At 64.7% G+C, this 17,313-nt stretch carries 17 protein-coding genes; 8 read left to right on the top strand and 9 right to left on the bottom strand.

The window, feature by feature from the left end:
* Positions 1 to 206 precede the first annotated feature (206 nt).
* From EJA05_RS05635 to rpoE, 4 genes are all read right to left on the bottom strand, one after another.
* Complete coding sequence (locus tag EJA05_RS05635) at positions 207 to 1,607, bottom strand: DegQ family serine endoprotease (protein ID WP_371923754.1); 1,401 nt, start codon at positions 1,605 to 1,607, stop codon at positions 207 to 209.
* A 199-nt stretch (positions 1,608 to 1,806) separates the two neighbouring features.
* On the bottom strand, positions 1,807 to 2,772 hold the full coding sequence (locus EJA05_RS05630; protein ID WP_125462812.1) for a MucB/RseB C-terminal domain-containing protein: 966 nt from the start codon (positions 2,770 to 2,772) through the stop codon (positions 1,807 to 1,809).
* Positions 2,773 to 2,783: 11 nt separating this feature from the next.
* Entirely contained in the window at positions 2,784 to 3,374 is a 591-nt protein-coding gene (locus EJA05_RS05625; RefSeq protein ID WP_110993791.1) for a sigma-E factor negative regulatory protein, read from the bottom strand.
* 31 nt (positions 3,375 to 3,405) lie between these two features.
* On the bottom strand, positions 3,406 to 3,987 hold the full coding sequence (rpoE, locus tag EJA05_RS05620; RefSeq protein WP_010220971.1) for an RNA polymerase sigma factor RpoE: 582 nt from the start codon (positions 3,985 to 3,987) through the stop codon (positions 3,406 to 3,408).
* 437 nt (positions 3,988 to 4,424) lie between these two features.
* Between rpoE and nadB the strand changes: the two genes are divergently transcribed.
* Entirely contained in the window at positions 4,425 to 6,041 is a 1,617-nt protein-coding gene (gene nadB, locus EJA05_RS05615) for an L-aspartate oxidase (protein WP_125857602.1), read from the top strand.
* On the opposite strand, the gene EJA05_RS05610 is transcribed toward nadB, so the two are convergent.
* Both EJA05_RS05610 and EJA05_RS05605 read right to left on the bottom strand, forming a co-directional pair.
* On the bottom strand, positions 6,010 to 6,462 hold the full coding sequence (locus EJA05_RS05610; protein WP_125857601.1) for a protein YgfX: 453 nt from the start codon (positions 6,460 to 6,462) through the stop codon (positions 6,010 to 6,012). The two genes, nadB and EJA05_RS05610, sit on opposite strands and share 32 nt — an antisense overlap.
* A complete protein-coding gene (locus tag EJA05_RS05605; protein ID WP_110993788.1) occupies positions 6,446 to 6,700 on the bottom strand; it encodes an FAD assembly factor SdhE in 255 nt (84 codons plus the stop codon). Before EJA05_RS05605 ends, EJA05_RS05610 begins: the two co-directional genes overlap by 17 nt.
* 133 nt (positions 6,701 to 6,833) lie before the next feature.
* Here EJA05_RS05605 and ygfZ point away from each other — a divergent pair, with 133 nt between their 5' ends.
* Together ygfZ and EJA05_RS05595 are read left to right on the top strand one after the other, a co-directional pair.
* Positions 6,834 to 7,775 carry a CAF17-like 4Fe-4S cluster assembly/insertion protein YgfZ gene (gene ygfZ / locus EJA05_RS05600; protein ID WP_125857600.1) on the top strand — a complete coding sequence of 314 codons (942 nt, stop codon included), beginning with the start codon at positions 6,834 to 6,836 and terminating at the stop codon, positions 7,773 to 7,775.
* Positions 7,776 to 7,830: 55 nt separating this feature from the next.
* Positions 7,831 to 8,637 (top strand): HDOD domain-containing protein, encoded by an 807-nt coding sequence (locus tag EJA05_RS05595; RefSeq protein WP_125462808.1) that lies wholly within the window; start codon positions 7,831 to 7,833, stop codon positions 8,635 to 8,637.
* A gap of 125 nt (positions 8,638 to 8,762) precedes the next feature.
* On the opposite strand, the gene EJA05_RS05590 is transcribed toward EJA05_RS05595, so the two are convergent.
* Together EJA05_RS05590 and EJA05_RS05585 are read right to left on the bottom strand one after the other, a co-directional pair.
* On the bottom strand, positions 8,763 to 10,142 hold the full coding sequence (locus tag EJA05_RS05590; RefSeq protein ID WP_125462807.1) for a sensor histidine kinase: 1,380 nt from the start codon (positions 10,140 to 10,142) through the stop codon (positions 8,763 to 8,765).
* Positions 10,135 to 10,806: a response regulator gene (locus tag EJA05_RS05585; protein ID WP_125462806.1), complete on the bottom strand. Its 672-nt coding sequence runs from the start codon at positions 10,804 to 10,806 to the stop codon at positions 10,135 to 10,137. The genes EJA05_RS05590 and EJA05_RS05585 overlap by 8 nt, the downstream gene beginning before the upstream one ends.
* A gap of 212 nt (positions 10,807 to 11,018) precedes the next feature.
* On the opposite strand from EJA05_RS05585, the gene EJA05_RS05580 reads away from it, so the two are divergent.
* The 5 genes from EJA05_RS05580 to EJA05_RS05560 all read left to right on the top strand — a co-directional run bounded on the left by EJA05_RS05580 (position 11,019) and on the right by EJA05_RS05560 (position 16,482).
* The gene (locus EJA05_RS05580) at positions 11,019 to 12,308 is read left to right on the top strand and encodes an OprD family porin (RefSeq protein ID WP_125857599.1); all 1,290 of its coding nucleotides are present in this window, start codon (positions 11,019 to 11,021) and stop codon (positions 12,306 to 12,308) included.
* A gap of 31 nt (positions 12,309 to 12,339) precedes the next feature.
* Complete coding sequence (locus EJA05_RS05575; RefSeq protein WP_110993782.1) at positions 12,340 to 13,320, top strand: Bug family tripartite tricarboxylate transporter substrate binding protein; 981 nt, start codon at positions 12,340 to 12,342, stop codon at positions 13,318 to 13,320.
* Between the two features lie 161 nt (positions 13,321 to 13,481).
* Positions 13,482 to 13,940 (top strand): tripartite tricarboxylate transporter TctB family protein, encoded by a 459-nt coding sequence (locus EJA05_RS05570; RefSeq protein ID WP_125462803.1) that lies wholly within the window; start codon positions 13,482 to 13,484, stop codon positions 13,938 to 13,940.
* A gap of 3 nt (positions 13,941 to 13,943) precedes the next feature.
* Positions 13,944 to 15,458, top strand: a complete 1,515-nt coding sequence (locus tag EJA05_RS05565) for a tripartite tricarboxylate transporter permease (protein ID WP_110993779.1) — start codon at positions 13,944 to 13,946, stop codon at positions 15,456 to 15,458.
* A complete protein-coding gene (locus EJA05_RS05560) occupies positions 15,451 to 16,482 on the top strand; it encodes an AbrB family transcriptional regulator (protein ID WP_125857598.1) in 1,032 nt (343 codons plus the stop codon). Before EJA05_RS05565 ends, EJA05_RS05560 begins: the two co-directional genes overlap by 8 nt.
* A gap of 108 nt (positions 16,483 to 16,590) precedes the next feature.
* Here EJA05_RS05560 and ung read toward each other — a convergent pair whose 3' ends face one another.
* Positions 16,591 to 17,283 (bottom strand): uracil-DNA glycosylase, encoded by a 693-nt coding sequence (gene ung, locus EJA05_RS05555; protein ID WP_110993777.1) that lies wholly within the window; start codon positions 17,281 to 17,283, stop codon positions 16,591 to 16,593.
* Positions 17,284 to 17,313: the final 30 nt, after the last annotated feature.

Below are 17,313 nucleotides of genomic sequence, written 5' to 3'. Positions count from 1 at the left end.
CCGCAGGGATATGGGAGATTCCTCTATCGGCCTGCCTACATCCCTTGTGGGAGTGGGCTTGCCCCGCGATGAGGCCCGATCAGGCACTCGCACTGCCTGATTGGGCCTCATCGCGGGGCAAGCCCGCTCCCATGTAGAGCTTTGTGATACTGACTGCTACGTAAAAAGGGCAGCCGAAGCTGCCCTTTTCCTACCCCACAATCCGCTTATTCAGCCAGCTTGAAGGTGATGAAGCTTGCGCGCCCCTGACGCAGCACGCGCATCGACACCGAACGGTTCTTCGGCAGGTCCTTGGCAATTTCGGTGAATTCCTTGGCCGAGCCGATGGCCTGGTTGTTCAGGTGGCTGATGACATCGCCCGGACGCAGGCCGATCAATGCTGCCGGGCCGTCCTGGACCTCCTTGATCACCACGCCGCCCTTGAGCTCCAGGGATTTTTTCTGCTCGGCGGTCAGGTCGGTCACGGACACACCCAGACGGTTGCTGCTGCGCTCGACGCTGCCCTGGGCACCGGTGCCGATGTCAGCCTCTTCATCCGGCAGGGCGCCGACGGTGACATCGAGGTTCTGGCGCTTGCCATTGCGGATGATCTCAAGCTTGGCCTTGGCGCCATCCTTGAGGCTGCCAACCAGGTGCGGCAGGTCGGCCGACATGACGATCGGCTGGCCATTCATGCTCAGGATCACGTCGCCCACCTGCAGGCCACCCTTGGCCGCCGGGCCGTCTTCCAGCACCTGGGCTACCAGGGCGCCAGCCGGCTTGTCGAGGCCGAAGGATTCAGCCAGGTCCTTGTTGACCTCCTGGATCACCACGCCCAGCCAGCCGCGGCTGACCTTGCCGTCTTTCTTCAGTTGGTTGGAAACGTCGATCGCCACGTCGATCGGGATGGCGAAGGACAGGCCCATGAACCCGCCGGAACGGGTGAAGATCTGCGAGTTGATACCGACCACCTCGCCATTCATGTTGAACAGCGGGCCGCCGGAGTTGCCCGGGTTGATCGCCACGTCGGTCTGGATGAACGGCACATAGGTGTCGTTGGGCAGGGTACGGCCCTTGGCACTGACGATGCCCTTGGTTACCGAATGGTCGAAGCCGAACGGCGAACCGATGGCCAGCACCCACTCACCCACCTTGAGCTTTTCCGAATCGCCCAGTTTGACGGTCGGCAGGTTCTTGCCTTCGACCTTGAGCAGGGCCACGTCGGTACGCGGATCGGTGCCGACCAGCTTGGCCTGCAGCTCGCTGCGGTCGGAGAGGCGAACGATGATTTCGTCGGCGTCGGCGACCACATGGTTGTTGGTCAGCACATAGCCATCGCTGGAAATGATGAAGCCCGAGCCCAGCGACTGCGCTTCGCGCTGGCGATCACCCCGAGGCGAACGCGGCTGCTGTGGCATGTTGCGCTCGAAGAACTCGCGGAACATCGGCGGCAGGCCTTCGAGGTCGGGCATCTGCCCGGCGGCGATACGGCGGTCCGGCAGTTTCTGCTTGGTACTGATGTTGACCACCGCCGGCGAGGCCTGCTCGACCAGGGTCGTGAAGTCGGGCAGGGCTTCCTGGGCTTGGGCGGTGAGCACCTGGCCGAGCATCAGCACAGCGGCGAACATCGATAGGTAGGGTTTCAAGCGTGGTATTGACATACGGCTCCCGTTACAACGAGCGTAGTTAGCAGTTAGGCCCAGCAGACGCAGAAAAGGCCAGACTCCCAGAAGAGCCTGACCTATAGAAAATTTATGGCTGGATTGCAAATGACAATGGGTTAATTTCCTGTCAGCACTGTGTAACAGAAGCTTTCATGAAGCGCCGTTACTGACGCGCCTGAGCATCCTGGGCCCGCATCGACAACGCCACACGCTCGGCGGTACCCAGTGGAATCTCGCCGACCACGGTGACCATCACTTTGCCCTTGGGCGTGTTGAGATGGCGCGAGACCGCGACGGTCGGGCCGAGCTGAGTGCGGGTATCGGTGCCTGAATTGTCGCTGATCGGCTCGAGGAACACCGAGAAGCGCGTCAGGCCATCGTCATACATCAGGCTGCTGATGGTACTTTTGCGGTCCGGATCACGGCGCACACTGCTGTTGATCAGCTCGAAGCCTGGCGGCAGCCAGTCCGAGCGCCAACCGGCAACGGCCTGCGGAGTACTGGCGACCACCCGCTCGATCGGCTTGCAGGCGGCACTGGCACTGAGGTCGGCGTCACTCGGCAGGTCATCGGTGTCGAGGCGGGTCATCTGGAAGCGTTCGAGCAGCTGCCCCTTTTCGTTGAGCATCAACGAGCGCAGCGGCAAGCCGGTTTGGCGGTCCAGGTGAAGCTCGAAGGCGTAGCGATGCTGATCACGCGGGGTGAGGGTCACAATCACCGCGTCGCGCCCGGCGACGCGTGACTTGCCTGCCACGCTCAGGTCGTACCAGCTCATCAGCTTCAAGGGGTCGAGCATGCGCGGGGCGGCGTCGGGCGGAGCGGTCACACCGCTGACCAAGGCGCCACTGACACATTGCACCTTGCCATCGACACGCACGATTTCCTGGGCAGCGCCATCGAGCTGGAGTAACCGCTCGCTGACCTTGCCGTCCTGGACGCGATGCCAGATATCGTGTGTGGAGAAGCTGCCATTGCGCTCGTAGACGAACGACCCCTGGTAACTCTGCCTTTGTTCAGCCTGTGCCAGCTTGTTCAGCCACTCGCTCGCCTCGGGCGTGGAGTTGGCCGCGTAGGCCTGCACCGTCAGGCTGCTGCCGAGCAGCAGCGACAGGAGAGGTAGCGCGCGCATGATCCTCCTTACTAGCGGTTTTCCAGGCTGGCAGCGCGTGCGTAAGGCAGAGCGGTCTCGGTGCCTTTGAGCGCGGACTCCTGAGCATGCTGGCGCAGGTAACCTGGCAGACGCTGATCCCAGCCAGCCTGGTTCTGCAGCACACCGTTGGCCATCGGCCCGGTCGGTTGTTCGCTGCTTTCACTATAGCCTGCCAAAACGGCGGGGCCTTGTGCCTGCGGCATGCTCAGCCCCTGCTGGGCAGGCTGCTGGGACGCCAATTCGGCACCAGTAATCTCGTCCTGGTTGTAGAAACGCACGCCAGCCAGCACTGCAACAGTCACCGAGGCAGCCACGGCCAGGCGGCCAATGCTGCGCCACGGGCCTTGCTTGACCTTGGCAGGCACCGCCTCGTCGGCCAATGCTGCGGAAACCGCCGAGGCGATATCCAGCTTGGGCAACAGCAGTTCCTTGTGCATCGCTGCGCGAGCGACCTGGTAGCGCGACCAGGTGGCGCGGGTTTCGGAATCGTCGACGGCATTGAGCACTCGACGCAGTTCCAGTTCGTCCGCTTCGTTATCCATTACCGCGGACAGCGATTCCTGCAAAGCTTCACGACTCATGGCGGTTCCTCTCTTGGCTGTCGCCGCTGTCTCAGGTTTCCTGCAACAGCGGTTGCAGGGCTTTGTCTATGGCCTCCCGAGCGCGGAAAATCCGGGAGCGCACGGTACCCACCGGACATTGCATGACACTGGCAATGTCCTCGTAACTCAGACCATCGAACTCGCGCAGCGTCAACGCCGTGCGCAGGTCTTCCGGCAGTTGCTGGATGGTGCGATGGACTGTGCCTTCGATTTCATCCCGCAACAAAGCGCGTTCTGGGGACTCGAGATCCTTGAGACCATGATCGCCGTCGTAAAACTCCGCATCCTCGGAGCTCACATCACTGTCTGGCGGCCGTCTTCCACGGGACACCAGATAGTTTTTCGCCGTGTTGATGGCGATGCGGTAAAGCCACGTGTAGAACGCGCTGTCACCGCGAAAATTCCCCAGCGCCCGGTATGCCTTGATGAAGGCTTCCTGCGCCACGTCCTGCGCTTCATGGGTGTCGTGTACGAAACGCACGATCAACCCGAGAATCTTGTGCTGATACTTCAGCACCAACAGATCGAACGCTCGCCTGTCGCCGCGCTGCACGCGCTCGACAAGCTGCTGATCCTCTTCCTGGGTTAGCATGAACACTCCTCAGTGAACTCGAAGGAGCGTTGCGACAAGCATCGTTCAGGCTTGCAACCATAGACTCGGGCTTTACGCAAAAGTTCTCCCCTCCAAGCAAGTTTCCTGCGGCCCTTGGTCGGCTCGCACGAAAGGCGCAGCGCGGTCACGGCCGGCTGCGTCGATAATCAGGTTTCAGTACGCAGGTCTGAGCCCAAGCAAAGGGCCGCCGCCCTGCGTCGCCGCGGCAAAATGTGGCGTGCGTACAGCCTTCTTAGGATTTCCTGGGGTAGAGGAAAGTTCCCGAAAAGATCGTCTTTGCCCCGCAAGCGCCATTGGAAATCAGGCCCCCGGGGCTGCTATAAAGGCATCCCGGCCCGGTTTCACGATAGTTTCACAATGCCATCTGCGCTTGACTATTGTGCCGTGCCCCCTTCGAAGATTACTAGTGTCCCGACATGAGCCAACAATTCCAACATGATGTCCTGGTGATCGGCAGTGGTGCGGCTGGTCTGAGCCTGGCACTGAACCTCCCCGGCCACCTGCGCATCGCCGTACTCAGCAAAGGCGACCTGGCCAACGGCTCTACCTTCTGGGCCCAGGGCGGCGTGGCCGCAGTGCTCGACAACACCGATACCGTGCAGTCGCACGTCGAGGACACCCTCAATGCCGGCGGCGGCCTGTGCCACGAAGACGCGGTGCGGTTCACCGTCGAACACAGCCGCGAAGCAATCGAATGGCTGATCGAGCAAGGCGTGCCGTTCACCCGTGACGAGCACTACAGCGTCGACGACGGTGGTTTCGAGTTCCACCTCACCCGCGAGGGCGGCCACAGCCACCGGCGCATCATCCATGCCGCCGACGCCACCGGTGCGGCGATCTTCAAAACCTTGCTCGACCAGGCGCGCCAGCGGCCGAACATCGAGCTTCTGGAGCAGCGCGTCGCGGTCGACCTGATTACCGAGCGCCGCCTGGGCCTCGCCGGCGACCGTTGCCTGGGCGCCTATGTATTGGACCGCAACACCGGCGAGGTCGACACCTTCGGCGCCCGCTTCACCGTGCTGGCCACGGGCGGCGCGGCCAAGGTGTACCTGTACACCAGCAACCCCGACGGCGCCTGTGGCGACGGTATCGCCATGGCCTGGCGGGCTGGTTGCCGGGTGGCGAACCTGGAGTTCAACCAGTTCCACCCCACTTGCCTGTATCACCCGCAAGCCAAGAGCTTCCTGGTGACCGAAGCCCTGCGCGGCGAGGGCGCTCTGCTGCGCCTGCCCAATGGCGAGCGCTTCATGCCCCGCTTCGACCCACGCGAAGAGCTGGCACCACGGGACATCGTCGCCCGCGCCATCGACCACGAGATGAAGCGCCTGGGCGTGGATTGCGTGTACCTGGACATCAGCCACAAGCCGGCCGAGTTCATCAAGAGCCACTTCCCCACCGTCTACGAGCGCTGCCTCACCTTCGGCATCGACATCACCCGCCAGCCGATCCCGGTGGTGCCAGCGGCCCACTACACCTGCGGCGGGGTCGTGGTCGATGATCGCGGCCACACCGACGTACCCGGCCTTTACGCCATCGGCGAAACCAGCTTCACCGGCCTGCACGGCGCCAACCGCATGGCCAGCAACTCGCTGCTCGAATGTTTCGTCTACGGCCGCGCCGCCGCCGCCGACATCGAGGCGCACCTCGACCAGGTGAGCATGCCCCGCGCCCTGCCCTGCTGGGACGCAAGCCAGGTCACCGACTCTGACGAGGACGTGATCATCGCGCACAACTGGGACGAACTGCGGCGCTTCATGTGGGACTATGTCGGCATCGTGCGCACCAGCAAACGCCTGCAGCGCGCCGAGCACCGCGTGCGCATGCTGCTGGACGAAATCGACGAGTTCTACAGCAACTACAAGGTCAGCCGCGACCTGATCGAGCTGCGCAACCTGGCCCAGGTCGCCGAGCTGATGATCCATTCGGCGATGCAGCGCAAAGAGAGCCGTGGCCTGCACTACACCCTCGACTACCCGGGCATGTTGCCCGAGGCCCACGACACTATCCTGCAGCCGCCCACCTTCGCCGGCTGAACTTCAGCCGCACGCGCAAGCGCCGATGCGCCTCAGGGGTCAGTGCATCGCTCACGACGCACTGGCTCTCACTGAGCCAGCGGCCCTTGCGCACGAAGCGCAACACCACCAAACCTGGCTGGGCAATACTGTCGCGGCACAATCGCACCGCCTGCCAGCCACGGGCACGGCTGTATAAATGCCAGCCACGCGGGTCGCGGCGCAAGCCGGTGATCGCATGGGGGTGCGTGAGCAGGATACGGCGGGGAATGGCCCAGCAGACATGCGCCAGGCAGACGAGAAACGCCAGGCCGCGCAGCCAGAACGGCAGTGCGATGACGGCCAAGGTGATGATCGCCAGCGCCTGGCTGGCGAGGTAGGCCGTCAGCAGCAGGCGTGAGCCCTGCCAACGGCACTCGAAACGGTCACTTGGGTTGGACACGGTCCAGGATGATGCGGACCATGCGCTGCAGCTCCGGGTCTTCGGACTCGTTGCGCTCCATGAACCAGCCGAACATGTCCTGGTCTTCGCAGCTCAGCAGGCGCACGTAGAGTTCACGGTCGGCTTCGCTCAGGCTGGGGTAGACCTCCTGGGTGAAAGGTACCAGCAGCACGTCCAGTTCCAGCATGCCACGGCGGCTGTGCCAGAAAAGCCGATTGAGTTCAGTTTGTTCGACCATGGGGCCCTCCTCGAATGGTCGGGCAGTATACCGTGCGGCGCACGAAGCGACACCGGGCGTTGGTCTAGTCACCTACCTATTTTGTTACTGGCGTTCTATGATGGCCGCCAGTCTCTAGCTACCGCGATGACCCATGGCCGATTCCGCTTTTTTCTGTACGCTCGCCCACGAGGGCATCCTCGCCGTGCGCGGGTCCGACGCCGGCAAGTTCCTGCAAGGCCAACTGACCTGCAACCTCAACTACCTCAGCGATGAACACGCCGGCCTCGGCGCTCGCTGCATGGTCAAGGGCCGGATGCAGTCGAGCTTCCGCATCCTCCCGCAAGGTAATGGCTACCTGCTGGCGATGGCCAGCGAACTGCTCGACGCGCAATTGGCCGACCTGAAAAAGTACGCCGTGTTCTCCAAGGCCACCCTGAGCGACGAAAGCGCTGCCTGGGTACGCTTTGGCCTGCAGCACGGCGACGCTGCCCTGCAGGCCCTGGGCCTGAACGTGCCGGAAGCCGCTGGTGCGACCGTGCGTCATGACAACCTGATCGCCCTGCGTGTCTCGCCTGGCCGGGTGGAGTTGTGGGCGCCCGCCGAACAGGCCACGGCAGTGCGCGAAACACTCGCCGCCAGCCTGCCCGAGGGCAGGCTGAACGACTGGCTGCTGGGCCAGATCCGCGCCGGCATCGGCCAGGTCATGGGCCCTACCCGCGAACTGTTCATCCCACAGATGATCAACCTGCAGGCAGTCGATGGCGTGAGCTTCAAGAAAGGCTGCTACACCGGCCAGGAAATCGTCGCGCGCATGCAGTACCTGGGCAAGCTCAAGCGCCGCCAGTACCGCCTCGCGCTCGCCCAGGCCGACGTGCCGGCGCCAGGCGCCGAGATCTTCTCGCCCACCCACGGCTCGTCGGTCGGTGAAGTGGTGATCGCCGCCAGCGCGGGCAACGGCGTCGAGCTGCTGGCCGTGCTCAGCGCCGACGCAGTGGCCGACGACAACCTGCACCTGGGCAGCCTCGAAGGCCCACGCCTGGCGCTGCTCGACCTGCCTTACGAACTGGACCGCGACCGGGAAATCCAACGCTGACCAGCCCGCCCCGCCCACGGGGCGGGGCCGCACCACCTTTGCCGTAGAGAAGTCCATGAACAAGCTGGCCGAGATGGTCCAAGCGCAATTGCTCACAGCCATCGACAACGACGACCTGGTCCTGCCGACGCTTCCGGAGGTTGCCCTGAGCATCCGCGAAGCCGCCGAGGACAGCGAAATCAGCGTCTCGGCCCTGAGCAAGGTGATCGGCCGCGACGCCGCCCTGTCGGCGCGCCTGATCAAGGTGGTCAACAGCCCACTGCTGCGCGCCGCGGTTGAAGTCACCGACCTGCACACCGCCATCACTCGCCTGGGCATCAACTACAGCTGCAACCTGGCCATTGGCCTGGTGATCGAGCAGATCTTCCACGCCCGCGCCCCGGCGGTCGAACAAAAACTCCGCGATATCTGGGCCAACAGCCTTGAAGTTGCAGGCATCAGTTATGAACTGTGCCGCCGCTACACCCAGCTCAAACCCGATCAGGCCGCGCTTGGCGGCCTGGTTCATCAGATCGGCGCACTGCCGGTGCTGATCTATGCCCAGGAGCACAACGAACTGCTCTCGGACCCGGTGTGCCTGCATTACGTGATCGAACAGATCCAGCCAGCCTTGGGTGACAAAATCCTCAGTGCCTGGGAATTCCCTGAGCAGCTGGTCAAGCTGCCAGGCCAGGTCCAGGACCTGGACCGGCGCACCGACCAGGTCGACTACATCGACGTGGTGCAGGTCGCCCGCTGCATCAGCCAGCGCGGGCGCAGCCGGCCGCTGGCGGCGCTGCCCGCCTACCGGCACCTGGGGCTGCCCTACGGGACCGAGCTGAATGTCGATGAGCTGCTGGAAGCGCGGAACATGTTGCGCTGAAGCACAAACCTTCAATTGCCTGACCCGGCCAATCGCTGGCAAGCCAGCTCCCACATGTTTACTCGAACCCTGTGGGAGCTGGCTTGCCAGCGATTGGCCAGTGAACGCAACACAAATGCCAGGCACTAGTCCGCGATAAAACTCACCCGCACCTTCAACCCGCCCCGCTCGCCATCATGCAGGCTGATCTGCGCCAGGTGCGCCCTGCAGATTTCGCCGACGATGGCCAACCCCAGCCCGCTGCCCTGCGCGCTGCGCCGGTAGAAGCGCTCGAACACTCGCTCGCGCTCCTCCTCGGGAATCCCCGGCCCATCGTCCTCGACCTCCAGCACCGCCGGTGCCAGCACCCGCAGGATCACATCGCCACCCACCGGTGTATGGGCCAAGGCGTTATCCACCAGGTTGCTGAGCAACTCGTTGAGCAAGGTCGGCTCGCCCTTGAGCCATACCGGCGCCTCGGCTTCCAGCGCCAGCGACACGCCGCGGGCATGGGCCAGAGGGGCCATGGCCATGCCCAGATCACGGGCCAACTGGCTCAGATCCAGGCGCTGGGCGCCGCCTTCGGCAATGGCCCGTGCGCCGTTTTCCACCCGTGCCAGCGACAGCAACTGGTTGGCCAGATGGGTCAGGCGGTCGGTGCCTTGGGCGGCGGCGTCCAGGGTCTGGCGCCACTCCTCGGGATTCTTCGAGCGCAGGCCCAGTTCGATCCGCGCCTTGAGCGCCGCCAGCGGGGTGCGCAGCTCATGGGCGGCATCGGCGATGAACTGCGCCTGGCGCTCGAACTGCCCACGCAAGCGCTCGGTGAAGTGGTTGAGCGCACGCACCAGCGGCCCGAGTTCACGCTGCACCTGCACCACCGGCAAGGCCCGCAGATCGTCCGGCTGGCGCTCTTCCACCGCGCCACGCAGGCGTTCCAGCGGGCGCAGCGCGGCGCTGACCGCGAACCACACCAGCACCAGCGCGCCCAGCGCCAGCATGCCCAGGCGCAGCAGGGTGTCGGCCATCAGGCCACGGGCCATGCGTACCCGCGCCTCTTCGGTTTCGGCCACGCGGATCTCGGCCATGCCATTCATGTTCGGTTCGCTGACCGCCTTGAGCAGGCTGACCACCCGTACATCCTGGCCCTGGTAAGTGGCGTCGTAGAAACGGGCGAGGGCCGGGTAGTCGTCTGTGCGCGGCGTACCCGGTGGGGGTGGCGGCAGGTTTTCGTAACCCGAGATCAGCTTCTGGTGGATGTCCAGCACCTGGTAGTAGATGCGCCCGGCGCTGTCGTAGGCGAAGGTATCAAGGGCCACGTAGGGCACATCGGCGCTGAGCGTGCCGTCGCGTTGCGAAAGCCCGGCGGCAATGGTTCGCGCCGAGGCCAGCAGGGTGCGGTCATAGGCAGTGTCGGCGGCCTCACGGCCATTCCAGTAGGCGCTCAGGCCGCTGGCCAGCATCAGCACCACCAGCAACAGTGCCAGGTTGCCCAGCAGGCGCCCGCGCAGGCTGCCGTTGTCACGCATCGCGGTGCTCGAGCAGGTAACCCAGGCCACGGAAGGTGACGATGGCCACCGGGTGACCATCGAGCTTCTTGCGCAGCCGGTGGATATAAATCTCGATGGCGTCGGGGCTGGCCTCTTCGTCCAGGCCAAAGACCTGGGCCGCCAGCTGCTCCTTGCTCATTACCCGGCCCGGTCGGGCGATCAAGGCTTCGAGCACGCTCTGCTCGCGCTGGGTGAGCGTCAGTGGTTCGTTGTCGAGGGAAAATCGCCGGGTATCGAGGTCATAGACCAGCGGCCCGCAACGCTGCTGGCGCTCACCGCCAAGCACGCTGCGGCGCAGCAACGCCTTGACCCGCGCCTCGAGTTCGGTCAATTCGAAAGGCTTGGCCAGGTAATCGTCGGCGCCCAGGTTCAGGCCATGCACCCGGTCCTTCACATCGCTGCGCGCGGTGAGCATCAGCACCGGCACGGTCTTGCCGCGCCCGCGCAGACGCGCCAGCACTTCGAAGCCGTCCATGCGCGGCAGGCCGACATCGAGCACCGCCACGGCGTAGTCCTCGCTGGCCAACGCCAGGTCGGCGGCCACGCCGTCGTGCAGCACATCCACGGTCAGCCCCTGGCTCTTGAGGGCCTGGGCCACGCTTTCGGCCAGTTGCAGGTGGTCTTCGACCAGCAGCACACGCATCGGATTCTCCCAGCCCGGGTAGGGCTTTTTGCGCGGATTTTTGCGCGGAGTGTACCGCCGTCACCGGGCCTGTGAAGCCCTAGCAGCAAACCTTTCACGCTGAAAGGTTAGCGAAAGGTTGATTGCCTAGCATCGCACCACGGTCGCCCCACGCGCCGCCAAAAGCACCAGCAAGGTGCAATTTATAAGAACAATAATTGGAGTCACCGACGATGCTGTCCATGCAGCCGCAGGCGTTCGCGCCTTCCCGTTCGTTCGCCGCCCGCCCATGCGCCCTCGCCAGCGCCGTCGCCCTTGCCGGTGTCGCCCCCCTGAGCCAGGCCGCCTTCTTCGAAGACAGCACCGCCACCTTCGAAACCCGCAACATGTACTTCAACCGCGACTTCCGCGACGGCACCAGCGCGCAGCAATCCAAGCGCGATGAATGGGCCCAGGGCTTCATGCTCAACTTCGAGTCCGGTTACACCGAGGGCACCGTGGGCTTTGGCCTGGATGCCCTGGGCATGCTCGGTGTGAAGCTCGACTCCAGCCCCGACCGCACCGACACCGGCCTGCTGCCCACCCATGACGACGGCAAGGCGGCCGACGAGTACTCCAAGCTCGGCCTGACCGGCAAGGTGAAGGTGTCCCAGACCGAACTGAAAGTCGGTACCCTGATCCCCGAACTGCCCACCTTGCAGCCCAACGACGGGCGCATCCTGCCGCAAACCTTCGAAGGTGGCCTGGTCACCTCCAACGAGATCAAGGGCCTGACCTTCACCGGCGGGCGCCTGGACAAGGCCAAGGACCGCAACGACACCAACTGGGAAGACCTGGCGCTGAACAACAAGAACGGCCGCTTCGGTGGCAGCTTCAGCGCCGACAACCTCGACCTGGCAGGCCTGGACTACAAGTTCACCGACCGCATCACCGGCAGCTACCACTTCGCCCAGCTCGACGATATCTACCGCCAGCACTTCATCGGCATGCTCGCCACCCAGCCCTGGGGCCCGGGCACCTTCGGCGCCGACCTGCGCCTGGCGGTGAGCGACGAAGCCGGCCAGGCCAAGGCCGGGCGCATCGACAACACCACCTTCAGCGGCATCCTCAGCTATGGCCTGGGCGGGCACAAGCTCAGCGCCGGCTGGCAGCAACTGAGCGGCGACAGCGCCTTCCCCTATGTCGACGGCGCCGACCCCTACCTCGTCAACTTCGTGCAGATCAACGACTTCGCAGGTGCCGACGAGCGCTCCTGGCAGGCGCGCTACGACTACAACTTCGCAGCCCTGGGCGTGCCCGGGTTGACCTTCATGACCCGCTACATCAATGGCGACAACGTCAGCCGCGCCGCCGGTGGCGAGGGCAAGGAGTGGGAACGCAACACCGAACTCAAGTACGTGGTACAAAGCGGCCCGTTGAAAAACGTCGCCGTGCGCCTGCGCAACGCCACCTTCCGCTCCAACATCGCCCGCGACGCGGACGAGGTACGGCTGCTGGTGAGCTACAGCGTAGCTCTGTGGTAACTCATAACAACAACGCTCACGGAGATAGACGATGACCTTTTCACTGCGCCGCCTCGCCCTCGCAACCGGCTGCCTGCTGCTGGCAGGCAATGCCCTGGCCGCCGAACCGAAACGCCCCGAATGCATCGCCCCGGCTTCGCCCGGCGGCGGTTTCGACCTGACCTGCAAGCTGGTACAGAGCGCCCTGGTGGAGGAAAAGATCCTCAGCAAACCGATGCGCGTGACCTACATGCCCGGCGGTGTCGGCGCGGTGGCCTACAACGCCGTGGTTGCCCAGCGGCCAGGCGACGCCGGCACCCTGGTGGCCTGGTCCAGCGGCTCGCTGCTGAACCTGGCCCAAGGCAAATTCGGCCGCTTTGACGAGAACGCGGTGAAATGGCTGGCAGCCGTGGGCACCAGCTATGGCGCCATCGCGGTGAAGAGCGACTCGCCCTACAAGACCCTCGACGACCTGGTCGCGGCCCTGAAGAAAGACCCGAGCAAAGTGGTGATCGGCTCCGGCGGCACCGTCGGCAGCCAGGACTGGATGCAGACCGCCTTGATCGCCAAGGCCGCTGGCATCAACCCGCGCGACCTGCGCTACGTGGCCCTGGAAGGCGGCGGCGAGATCGCCACCGCGCTGCTCGGCGGCCATATCCAGGTCGGCTCCACCGATATCTCCGACTCCATGCCGCACATCCAGAGCGGCAACATGCGCATCCTCGCGGTGTTCTCCGAGAAGCGCCTGGACGAGCCGGAAATGAAAGACATCCCCACCGCCAAGGAGCAGGGCTACGACATCGTCTGGCCGGTGGTGCGCGGTTTCTACCTGGGGCCAAAGGTCAGCGACGAAGACTACGCCTGGTGGAAAGCCTCGTTCGACAAGATGCTCGCCTCGGAAGACTTCGCCAAGCTGCGCGACCAGCGCGAGCTGTTCCCCTTCGCCATGACCGGCGAAGAGCTGGACGGCTATGTGAAGAAGCAGGTGGCCGATTACAAGGCACTGGCCCGTGAGTTCGGGCTGATCCAGTAAGCCACGCAGCCTGTACTGGCCTCATCGCCGGCAAGCCGGCTCCCACATGGTCTGCGCCAAATCCCGAAGCGGCGGATGTCTTGTGGGAGCGGGCTTGCCAGCGATGCGGCCAGCACAGATCCCGAGTTGTGCTTCGGCAATCCTTTTAGAGGATTTCTCCCATGATCCTGCAACGCCTCTTCGCCCTGCTTTTGCTGGCAGTGTGCGCCGCCCTGGCCGTGATGGCCTGGCCCTACCAGGCCGCGTTTTCCTATGAACCGGTGGGCCCGCGCGCCTACCCGCTGCTGATGCTCGGCCTGATGGGCCTGGGCCTGCTGTACCTGGCCATCCGCCCCACGCCCATCGTACGCAAGGACGACGAGCCCGAACTGGACCGCGAAACCCTGATCAAGATCGCCACCTGCGTCGGCCTCTTGATCGTCTTCGCCAGCACCTTCGAGGCCCTGGGCTTCATCCTCAGCGCCGTGCTGGTGGGCATCCCCATGGCCCGCCTGTACGGCGGCCGCTGGCTGCACAGCGCCCTCGTGGTGGTGGGCATGAGCCTGCTGCTGTACTGGCTGTTCGACCGCGTGATGGACGTGCCCCTGCCCCTTGGCCTGCTGAGCGTACTGGAGAACTGACACATGGATACCTTGAGCTATCTCGGCCAGGGCTTCGGCGTCGCGCTGAGCCCGTACAACCTGGTCACCGCCCTCACCGGCACCCTGATCGGCACCGTGGTCGGCCTGCTGCCGGGCCTGGGCCCGATCAACGGCGTGGCCCTGCTGATCCCTATCGCCTTCGCCCTCGGCCTGCCGCCGGAGTCGGCCTTGATCCTGCTGGCCGCCGTTTATCTGGGCTGCGAATACGGCGGGCGCATCAGTTCGATCCTGCTGAACATCCCCGGCGAAGCCTCCACCGTGATGACCACCCTCGACGGCTACCCCATGGCCCGCCAGGGCCTGGCCGGTGTGGCACTGTCGCTGTCGGCCTGGAGTTCGTTCATCGGCGCCTTCATCGCCACCTGCGGCATGGTGCTGTTCGCCCCGCTGCTGGCGAAATGGGCGATCGCCTTCGGCCCGGCGGAGTACTTCGTGCTGATGGTGTTCGCCATCGTCGCCCTCGGCGGCATGGCCGGCGACAAGCCGTTGAAGACCTTCATTGCCGCGTTGATCGGCCTGTTCCTGTCGGCGGTGGGTATCGACGCCAACAGCGGCGTGTACCGCTTCACCGGCGACAGCGTGCACCTGGCCGACGGTATCCAGTTCGTGGTGCTGGTGCTGGGGCTGTTCTCGATCAGCGAGATCCTCCTGCTGCTGGAGAAGACCCACCATGGCCACGTGGCGGTCAAGGCCACCGGGCGCATGCTGTTCAACCTCAAGGAAGCGGCGTCGGTGTTCGCCGTGAACATCCGCTGCGGCCTGCTGGGCTTCTTCATGGGCGTACTGCCGGGTGCCGGCGCGACCCTGGCCAGTGCCGTGGCGTACATGACCGAAAAACGCATGGCGGGTGAAAAAGGCAAGTTCGGCAAGGGTGACGCCCGTGGCCTGGCCGCCCCGGAAACCGCCATCGGCGCCTCCTGCTGTGGCGCCCTGGTGCCGATGCTGACCCTGGGTGTACCGGGTTCGGGCACTACTGCCGTGATGATCGGCGCGCTGACCCTGTACAACATCACCCCGGGCCCGCTGCTGTTCGAACAGCAGCCGGACATCGTCTGGGGCCTGATCGCCTCGCTGTTCATCGCCAACATCATGCTGGTGATCCTGAACATCCCGATGATCCGCATCTTCACCCGCATCCTCGCCGTACCGAACTGGGCGCTGGTACCGGTGATCGCGATCATCACCGCGATCGGCGTGTACGCCGTGCATGCCACCACCTTCGACCTGTTCCTGATGGTCGGCATCGGCATCATGGGCTACATCCTGCGCAAGCTGGACTTCCCGCTGTCGCCGATCCTGCTGGGCTTCATCCTCGGTGGGCTGATGGAGCAGAACCTGCGCCGCGCGCTGTCGATCTCCAACGGCGAGCTGGGCATCCTCTGGTCGAGCCCGATCAGCATGTCGGTCTGGGTGCTGACGGTGTTGATGCTGACCCTGCCGTTGCTGCGCATCTGGCGCAAACGCGCGCAACAACGCCGGGCGATGGCGGATGCCTGACCGCGGTCTCCCCCTGTTCTGGGCCACCGGGCTGGTCGGTCTTGCTGGCGGTTTTGCCGCCAGCAAGGTCGGCTGGCCTTTGCCGTGGATGGTCGGCGCGTTGCTGGCGATCATCCTGGTGCGCTGCCTGACCCCCTGGCAACTGAGCGAAATACCCAATGGTCGCAAGTGCGGGCAGTGGATCATCGGTATCGGTATCGGCCTGCACTTCACCCCGGCGGTCATCGAGCAGGTTGCCGAGCACTTCGCGCTGATCTTCTTCGGCGCCTTGTTCACCACGCTATCCAGCGTGATCAGCGTGTGGCTGCTGCGGCGTACCGGCGAAGACCGAGCCACGGCGTTTTTTGCCAGCATGCCGGGCGGCTCTGGAGAAATGGTCAACCTCGGCGCGCGCAATGGCGCGGTGCTCAGCCAGGTGGCAGCCGCTCAGAGCTTGCGAGTGCTGGCGGTGGTGCTGTGCGTGCCGGCGCTGTTCAAGCTGTTGCTCGGTGATGGGGTGCCGCTGAACCATGCCGGTAGCGTCAGTTGGGGCTGGCTGGCCCTGATCGCCCCGCTGGCCGTGGTGGTCGCGCTGATCTGGCAACGGTTGCGCCAGCCCAATCCGTGGTTGTTCGGGCCGTTGCTGGTGGCGGCGAGCGTGAGCCTGGCCGGCAACCTGCAGATCGGTTTGCCCAATGGCGCCAGCCAGATCGGCCAGTGGCTGATCGGCAGCGGCCTGGCCTGTCACTTCAATCGCGCGTTTTTCCGCCGGGCGCCGTCGTTCCTCGGCCGGACCTTGCTGGCCACGGCACTGTGCATGCTGGTTGCCGCAGGCGCGGCCTGGGGTTTGAGCCTGCTCACCCACCTGGACCTGCGTTCGCTGACCCTGGGGATGATGCCGGGGGGGATTGCCGAGATGAGCCTGACGGCCGAGACCCTGCAACTGTCGGTGCCGCTGGTGACGGCGTTGCAGGTGATGCGGTTGTTGTTCGTGTTGTTTCTGGCCGAGCCGCTGTTCAGGCGCTGGAACGCCAGCCAGGAATGATGTGCTGGCTTCTTCGCGGGTAAATCGCATCGGCGCACCGCCGCTCCCACAGGGAATGCGCAGTACCTGTGGGAGCGGGTTTACCCGCGAAGCAGGCGACGCGATCTATCAGAGCGGCGGCAACGCCCAGTTGATCGGCGCCATCCCGCGCTGCTCGAGGAAGCCGTTGGCCCGGCTGAAATGCCCGCAGCCGAAGAACCCGCGATAGGCCGACAACGGCGACGGGTGCACCGACTTGAGCACCAGGTGCTTGCTGGCGTCGATCAGCTTCTGCTTGCTCTGGGCATGCGCCCCCCACAGCAGGAACACCACGTTCGGACACTGCTCGCTGACCACCTGGATGACCCGGTCGGTAAAGAACTCCCAGCCCTTCTTGGCATGCGAGGCGGCATTGGCCCGCTCCACGGTCATGGTGGTGTTGAGCAGCAGCACCCCCTGCTCGGCCCAGCTCTGCAAGTAGCCGTGGTTGGGGATCGGCAGGTTGAGGTCGCGTTGCAGTTCTTTGTAGATGTTGACCAGCGACGGCGGCGTAGGCACGCCCGGCTGCACCGAGAAGCACAGGCCATGGGCCTGGCCGGGGCCGTGGTACGGGTCCTGGCCGAGGATCACCACTTTCACCTGCTCCAGCGGCGTTGAGTTCAACGCATTGAAGATCAGCGGCCCCGGCGGGTAGATCTCCTTGCCGGCGGCGTATTCACCCTGCAGGAACTCACGCAGCTGATGCATGTAGGGCTGGTCGAACTCGGCGCGCAACGCGGCCTTCCAGCTGGGTTCGAGTTTGATGCGGTCGTCGTCGGTCATGGGGCCATCCAGAAGCAAAGTGGCGCGACA

This window comes from Pseudomonas oryziphila, assembly GCF_003940825.1.
GTDB classification, from domain to species: Bacteria; Pseudomonadota; Gammaproteobacteria; order Pseudomonadales; family Pseudomonadaceae; genus Aquipseudomonas; species Aquipseudomonas sichuanensis.
This window is presented reverse-complemented; position numbering and strand designations above follow the sequence as displayed.

Excerpts from the sequence above, each read along its gene's own strand:
- EJA05_RS05560 (WP_125857598.1), top strand. The coding sequence starts at position 15,451 with ATGCCTGACCGCGGTCTCCCCCTGTTCTGGGCCACCGGGCTGGTCGGT.
- EJA05_RS05625 (WP_110993791.1), bottom strand. The coding sequence starts at position 3,374 with ATGAGTCGTGAAGCTTTGCAGGAATCGCTGTCCGCGGTAATGGATAAC.
- EJA05_RS05630 (WP_125462812.1), bottom strand. The coding sequence starts at position 2,772 with ATGCGCGCGCTACCTCTCCTGTCGCTGCTGCTCGGCAGCAGCCTGACG.
- EJA05_RS05565 (WP_110993779.1), top strand. The coding sequence starts at position 13,944 with ATGGATACCTTGAGCTATCTCGGCCAGGGCTTCGGCGTCGCGCTGAGC.
- nadB (WP_125857602.1), top strand. The coding sequence starts at position 4,425 with ATGAGCCAACAATTCCAACATGATGTCCTGGTGATCGGCAGTGGTGCG.
- ung (WP_110993777.1), bottom strand. The coding sequence starts at position 17,283 with ATGACCGACGACGACCGCATCAAACTCGAACCCAGCTGGAAGGCCGCG.
- EJA05_RS05570 (WP_125462803.1), top strand. The coding sequence starts at position 13,482 with ATGATCCTGCAACGCCTCTTCGCCCTGCTTTTGCTGGCAGTGTGCGCC.
- EJA05_RS05635 (WP_371923754.1), bottom strand. The coding sequence starts at position 1,607 with ATGTTCGCCGCTGTGCTGATGCTCGGCCAGGTGCTCACCGCCCAAGCC.
- ygfZ (WP_125857600.1), top strand. The coding sequence starts at position 6,834 with ATGGCCGATTCCGCTTTTTTCTGTACGCTCGCCCACGAGGGCATCCTC.
- EJA05_RS05595 (WP_125462808.1), top strand. The coding sequence starts at position 7,831 with ATGAACAAGCTGGCCGAGATGGTCCAAGCGCAATTGCTCACAGCCATC.
- rpoE (WP_010220971.1), bottom strand. The coding sequence starts at position 3,987 with ATGCTAACCCAGGAAGAGGATCAGCAGCTTGTCGAGCGCGTGCAGCGC.
- EJA05_RS05590 (WP_125462807.1), bottom strand. The coding sequence starts at position 10,142 with ATGCGTGACAACGGCAGCCTGCGCGGGCGCCTGCTGGGCAACCTGGCA.
- EJA05_RS05575 (WP_110993782.1), top strand. The coding sequence starts at position 12,340 with ATGACCTTTTCACTGCGCCGCCTCGCCCTCGCAACCGGCTGCCTGCTG.
- EJA05_RS05605 (WP_110993788.1), bottom strand. The coding sequence starts at position 6,700 with ATGGTCGAACAAACTGAACTCAATCGGCTTTTCTGGCACAGCCGCCGT.
- EJA05_RS05580 (WP_125857599.1), top strand. The coding sequence starts at position 11,019 with ATGCTGTCCATGCAGCCGCAGGCGTTCGCGCCTTCCCGTTCGTTCGCC.
- EJA05_RS05585 (WP_125462806.1), bottom strand. The coding sequence starts at position 10,806 with ATGCGTGTGCTGCTGGTCGAAGACCACCTGCAACTGGCCGAAAGCGTG.